Source organism: Bradyrhizobium genomosp. III (assembly GCF_000261705.1).
In the GTDB taxonomy this organism is placed as follows: domain Bacteria; phylum Pseudomonadota; class Alphaproteobacteria; order Rhizobiales; family Xanthobacteraceae; genus Bradyrhizobium; species Bradyrhizobium ottawaense.
In genome coordinates, this window is sequence record NZ_AJQF01000078.1 from 1 (window position 1) to 5781 (window position 5781).

Below are 5781 nucleotides of genomic sequence, written 5' to 3' on the forward strand. Positions count from 1 at the left end.
GTTCGGCACCACCTGTATGCTGCTGTGCGGTTCTTCTTGCGCGTGCATTTCGCGCAGCGGACCGCGGGTGCGAGCCGGCACCCGGTCTTCCCTGCGCCCTCTTGGCTAATGAGGGTGAGCGATGAAGCAAAGCTCGGGCGAATTGAGCCGCGAGAACGCAAAGGCGTGTCTGCAAGCCGAGCTGCCTGCCACAGCTCAATCTCGTAGGGTGGGCAAAGCGCAGCGTGCCCACGTCTTTGTTGCTTATCGATGGAGATCGTGGGCACGGCGCTTAAGCGCCTTTGCCCACCCTACGGCACTGCCGCTGGGATCTGCATTGGAGCATCGCAACGACGACGTGGAGAATGCGTGCGCCACACTCTGCTCTCGTGCCCCGGACGCAGCGCACCGCTCCCGGCGATGCGAAGCATCGTCCGGTGCGGTGCGCTGCAGAGCCGGGGCCCATCTCGCCGCGTGCCGGGCCGCCCCTGGGTCCCGGCTCTGCGCAGCAACGCTTCGCGTTGCGGCGCGTCCGGGACACGAGCGAGGCCCTAATTCAACACCCGCTTGTTGTCGGGACTATCAAGCGAAAACGCGGGAACGTCGATCTCGAAGCGCTCGCCGCTTTCGGTGACCATCTGGTAGCGGCCGGTCATGAAGCCGGAGGCGGTCGAAAGCGGGACGCCGGAGGTGTATTCGAAGCGCTCGCCGGGGGCCAGGATCGGCTGCTCGCCGACCACGCCCTCGCCCTTGACCTCCTGCTGGCGGCCGGAGGCATCGGTGATGATCCAGTGCCGCGTCTTGAGCTGCACGGTCTCCTCGCCCGAATTGACGATGACGATGGTGTAGGACCAGAAGTAGCGGGAGCGGTCGGCCGACGACTGCTCCGGAACAAAGTTCGGCTCGACGGTCACTTCGATCTGGCGGGTCACGGCGCGGTACATGGTTGCTATCATACCGAAATCCGGCTCTGGAACCAAACGCCGGAGGCGGCTTTGGCGACATCGTCCCGCCAGAATTCGAGGGGAATGACACCCGGACGTGATCCGGCCGCTTTGCGAGACGACGACCGGACCGGTACACTTCTCGACGTCGCGATTTGCGCAAGGGTTTTTAGGCCCCGATGACCATTGCCGACCAAGTGACGGGATCGACGATCGCGGGAACCGCCAAGCCCGCGGGGGCGAAGCCGCGCGCGAGGGCGCCGGCCATCACGCTGCCCGCCATCGGCGAGCGCGAGCTCCGGCTCGACCTGTTCCGCGGGCTGGCGCTGTGGCTGATCTTCATCGACCATCTGCCGCCGAGTCTGCTGACCTGGTTCACGATCCGCAATTACGGCTTCAGCGACGCCACCGAGATCTTCATCTTCATCTCCGGCTACACCGCCGCCTTCGTCTACGGAAGGGCGATGCTGGAGAGCGGCGTCGTCATCGCCACCGCGCGCATCCTGCGCCGGGTCTGGCAGATCTACGTCGCCCACGTCTTCCTGTTCACGATCTTCCTCGCCGAAATCTCCTACGTCGCGACCAGGTTCGAGAACCCGCTCTACACCGAAGAGATGGGTATCATGGATTTCCTCAAGCAGCCCGACGTCACCATCGTGCAGGCGCTGCTGCTGCGCTTCCGTCCCGTCAACATGGACGTGCTGCCGCTCTACATCGTGCTGATGCTGGCACTGCCGCTGATCCTGTGGTCGATGAAATGGCGTCCCGACGTCACGCTCGGCCTCTCGGTCGCGCTCTACGCGGTCACCTGGGAATACGATCTTTACCTGTCGGCCTATCCTAACGGCTTCTGGGCCTTCAATCCCTTCGCCTGGCAATTGCTGTTCGTCTTCGGTGCATGGTGCGCGCTCGGAGGTGCGCGACGGATGTCGCGTATCCTGGCTTCGCCGGTGACGATGTGGATCTCGATCGCCTATCTCGCCGCGGCGTTCTACGTGACGCTGACCTGGTACGTGCCGCAGCTCTCCCAATTCATGCCGAAGCGGGTCGAGCAGTGGATGTATCCGATCGACAAGACCGATCTCGACGTGCTGCGCTTCACGCATTTCCTGGCGCTGGCCGCGCTCACCGTGCGCTTCCTACCCCGGGATTGGCCGGGCTTGAAATCGCGCTGGCTGCGACCATTGATTCTATGTGGCCAGCATTCTCTCGAGATCTTCTGCCTCGGTGTCTTCCTGGCCTTCGCCGGGCATTTCATTCTCGCCGAAGTCTCCGGCGGGGCAGCCATGCATGCGCTGATTAGTCTCTCCGGGGTCCTGATCATGTGGGGCGTGGCCTGGGTGATTTCGTGGTACAAGCGCGTGGCTGACAAGAGCGGTGCGAAAACCAAAAACGCCGTCGGCAACGCCGATCTGGCGGGAGGGGGCTGATGAAGGCGAAGGTTCTCCTGAGCCTGGTCCTGCTATGCGGTAGCCTCGCCGCGCCTGTGGCGCGGGCGGGCGATGCTGCGCCTGGCGCTGCCACCGCGCCCGCGGCGTGCGAATTGCCGTCCTATCTGCTTACCAGCGAAAGCCAGCTTCCCAAGGTCGCCGAGGCCATCAAGGCCGGCAAGCCGCTCGAAATCCTGGTCATCGGCAGGCGCTCGACCACGATTCCGTCCTCGGAGGGCAGCTCCTATCCGGCGCGCATGGAAGCGGTTCTGAAGGAAAAGCTGCCGCCGTCGGAAGCGGTGCACGTCTCCGTAGAAATACAGAGCAAGCGAACGGCGGAGGAGGCCGCCTCGACCTTCGTTAAGCTGATGGAAGCAAAAACGCCTACTTTGGTCGTCTGGCAGACCGGGACCGTGGATGCCATCCGATCCATCGATCCCGACGAATTTCGCAGCGCAGTCACCGAGGGGGTTATTGCGTTGCAAAAGGCAGGGGCCGACGTCGTCTTGATGAATTTGCAGTACAGCCCGCGTACCGAAACGATGATCTCGGCCCAGCCATTTCTCGATAATATGCGCGTCGTGGCGCAGGAGCATGATATTCCGCTGTTCGATCGCTTCACGATCATGCGGCAGTGGAATGATCAGGGTCAGTTCGACCTGTTCAGCCCGTCCCGCGGGCCCGAACTGGCGAAGCAGGTTCATGATTGCCTTGGCCGGGCGTTGGCACAGTTCGTGATCGACGCAGCCCATCTGGAGCCGGCCCAGCAGCAAAATTGAGGTCTAGCGTTAATGAGTTCTCTCCGCCCTTTTTGCCTGACGGCATGGCTGGCCGCGCCTGCAGCAGCAGTGCTGTTGTTGCTGGCGCCGGCCCCGCAGTCCCATGCGCAGACGCAAGCCGCACAGGCGACGCCCGCACCCGCGCAGTCGGCTGATCCCGCGCCCGCCTCGCCCTCACAGACCAATGTCGCCGCAACCTCTCCCGAACAGCGCGGCATCACCGCGCGCGCCATCGACAAGGTGAAACAGGTCGCCAAATCCGCCGGCGACGTCTTCAACCGCGTGCCCTGCCTGCCGCCGAAGGGCGGCTCCAAGGCGATGGGCTCGCTGCCGCATGTCGCGGGCAAGCTCGTCGCCGGCCAGCCCGTCCTCATCGTCGCGTTCGGCTCGTCGTCGACCGCAGGATTCGGCGCGAGCTCGCCGGAGTTCAATTATCCGAATCGTCTTGCCGCCCAGCTGCGCCGCCATTATCCGACCGCCGACATCACCGTCGTCAATGCCGGCGTCGGCGGCGAGGATGCGCCCGAGATGATGAAGCGTCTCCAGACCCAGGTGATCGACGTGCATCCGGATCTCGTGATCTGGCAGGTCGGCACCAACGCGGTGCTGCGCAATCTCGATCCCGGCGACACCGCCAAAATGGTCGAGGACGGCATCAGCCGCATCCAGGCCGCCGGCGGCGCCGACATCGTGCTGGTCGATCCGCAATATTCGCCGGCCGTCAACCAGCGCGGCGAAAGCGCCGGCAAGATGGTGAAGCTGCTCGGCAAGGTCGCCGAGCTTCGTCACGTCGGCATCTTCCCGCGCTTCGAGGTGATGCGCGACTGGCACGAGAACCAATCGATTCCGGTCGAGAGCTTCGTCATCGCAGACGGCCTGCACATGAACGATTGGGGCTATGCCTGCTTCGCCCAGCTGCTCGGCGACGACATCATCCGCTCGGTGGGGCAGATCAAGCTGGGCGTGAACGTGCCGGGGGATGTGCGGACCTATCGGCCGATGTAGGCACGCTGCCGTAGGGTGGGCAAAGGCGCAAAGCGCCGTGCCCACCACCTCGTCGTTGTAATCGAGAACGGTGGGCACGCTTCGCTTTGCCCACCCTACGATTGCGAATACGTGGCTACGCCTTCTCCAGCGCCGCGGTCAGATCCTCGATCAGATCATCGGCATGCTCGAGCCCCGCGGAGAAGCGGATAAAACCTTCGCTGATGCCGAGCGCGGCGCGGTCCTCCGGCTTCAGACGCTGATGCGTCGTGGTCGCCGGATGCGTGACGAGGCTCTTGGCGTCGCCGAGATTGTTCGAGATCTTCGCCAGCTTCAATTCGTTGAGCACACGGAACGCCGCAGCCTTTCCGCCCTTGACCTCGAAGCCGACCAGCGTCGAGCCGCCACGCATCTGCTTCTTCACCAGCGCTGCCTGCGGATGATCGGCGCGGCCCGGGAAAACCAGGCGCGAGATCTTCGGATGGCTCGCGAGCACGTCGGCGATGCGCGCGGCGGTGTCGGTCTGCGCGCGCACGCGTACGCCCAGCGTCTCCAGGCCCTTGAGCAGGACCCAGGCGTTGAACGGCGAGATCGACGGGCCGGTCTGGCGCATGAAATTGTGGATGTGTTCGGCGATGAAGGCTTCCGACGACAGGATGATGCCGCCGAGGCAGCGACCCTGGCCGTCGATATGCTTGGTCGCGGAATAGACCACGACGTCGGCCCCGAGCGCGAGCGGGCTCTGCCAGATCGGCGTTGCGAACACGTTGTCGACGACGAGCCGCGCGCCGCCCTTGTGCGCGATCTCGGCAATCCCGGGAATGTCGAGCACGTCGAGCGTCGGGTTGGTCGGGCTCTCCAGGAAGAACGTCTTGGTGTTCGGCCTCACGGCGCGCTGCCATTGGTCGAGATCGAGACCGTCGACCAGCGTGGTCTCGATGCCGTAGCGCGGCAGCAGGTCCTGGATGACGTAGAGGCACGAGCCGAACAGGGCGCGGGAGGCCACGACGTGGTCGCCGGCCTTGAGAGGCGCCAGGATCGCCGTCGTCACCGCGGCCATGCCGGTCGCCGCCGAGCGGGCGGCTTCGGCGCCTTCGAGCTCGATCATGCGGCGCTCGAACATCGCGATGGTGGGATTGGAGTAGCGCGAATAGATGAAGCCCGGATCCTCGCCCTTGAACCGCGCCTCGCATTGCTCCGCGGTGTCGTAGACGTAGCCTTGCGTCAAGAACAGCGCCTCCGACGTCTCGCCATATTGCGAGCGCAGGGTGCCGGAATGGACCAGGCGGGTTTCGGGACGGTAGTTGGTGGTCGACTTCGACATAGGTACCTCCGACATGACCGTCTCGTCGAAAACGGTCACAAAAAAACCGGCCTGGATATATCCACGGGCCGGGATCACAGAGGTCCCCGGCCTGTTTAGCGACTTATTTAACGTGGCTGCAAGCCGGCCGGCTCAAATCACCACGGGATAAGTGATGCTCATATTCCGCAATGCCCTTTCCGTCAAGGCGTCCATCGGATAGCCGTAAAAGACTTGTATTTCCGGCATGTCCGGATGCATCTGACCCCTGATGAGGACCCCCGGTTGACGTTCACGGTCGCGCCCGACGCCAATGGTATCCTGCCCGACCGCATGATCGCGGCGATGGCGGCGGCGGGTCT

General features: G+C 64.1%; 5 protein-coding genes and 1 riboswitch. Of the genes, 3 read left to right on the top strand and 2 right to left on the bottom strand.

The genetic code is table 11. From position 1 onward, the window contains the following. Positions 1–530 precede the first annotated feature (530 nt). Complete coding sequence (apaG, locus tag IC66_RS0107900) at positions 531–923, bottom strand: Co2+/Mg2+ efflux protein ApaG (protein ID WP_026202434.1); 393 nt, start codon at positions 921–923, stop codon at positions 531–533. Between the two features lie 179 nt (positions 924–1102). On the opposite strand from apaG, the gene IC66_RS0107905 reads away from it, so the two are divergent. From IC66_RS0107905 to IC66_RS0107915, 3 genes are read left to right on the top strand one after another with little or no spacing between them, the layout of a single operon-like run. Further along, entirely contained in the window at positions 1103–2353 is a 1251-nt protein-coding gene (locus IC66_RS0107905; protein ID WP_028140907.1) for an OpgC domain-containing protein, read from the top strand. After that, positions 2353–3132: a lipolytic enzyme gene (locus IC66_RS0107910; protein WP_038947285.1), complete on the top strand. Its 780-nt coding sequence runs from the start codon at positions 2353–2355 to the stop codon at positions 3130–3132. Before IC66_RS0107905 ends, IC66_RS0107910 begins: the two co-directional genes overlap by 1 nt. A 12-nt stretch (positions 3133–3144) precedes the next feature. Continuing rightward, positions 3145–4137, top strand: coding sequence for an SGNH/GDSL hydrolase family protein (locus IC66_RS0107915; protein ID WP_028140905.1), 993 nt, complete (start codon positions 3145–3147; stop codon positions 4135–4137). Positions 4138–4252: 115 nt separating this feature from the next. On the opposite strand, the gene IC66_RS0107920 is transcribed toward IC66_RS0107915, so the two are convergent. Next, positions 4253–5440 carry an O-succinylhomoserine sulfhydrylase gene (locus tag IC66_RS0107920; RefSeq protein ID WP_028140904.1) on the bottom strand — a complete coding sequence of 396 codons (1188 nt, stop codon included), beginning with the start codon at positions 5438–5440 and terminating at the stop codon, positions 4253–4255. Between the two features lie 74 nt (positions 5441–5514). Then, positions 5515–5594: riboswitch (SAM riboswitch) on the bottom strand. Between the last annotated feature and the right edge of the window lie 187 nt (positions 5595–5781).

Excerpts from the sequence above, each read along its gene's own strand:
- IC66_RS0107920 (WP_028140904.1), bottom strand. The coding sequence starts at position 5,440 with ATGTCGAAGTCGACCACCAACTACCGTCCCGAAACCCGCCTGGTCCAT.
- apaG (WP_026202434.1), bottom strand. The coding sequence starts at position 923 with ATGTACCGCGCCGTGACCCGCCAGATCGAAGTGACCGTCGAGCCGAAC.
- IC66_RS0107905 (WP_028140907.1), top strand. The coding sequence starts at position 1,103 with ATGACCATTGCCGACCAAGTGACGGGATCGACGATCGCGGGAACCGCC.
- IC66_RS0107910 (WP_038947285.1), top strand. The coding sequence starts at position 2,353 with ATGAAGGCGAAGGTTCTCCTGAGCCTGGTCCTGCTATGCGGTAGCCTC.
- IC66_RS0107915 (WP_028140905.1), top strand. The coding sequence starts at position 3,145 with ATGAGTTCTCTCCGCCCTTTTTGCCTGACGGCATGGCTGGCCGCGCCT.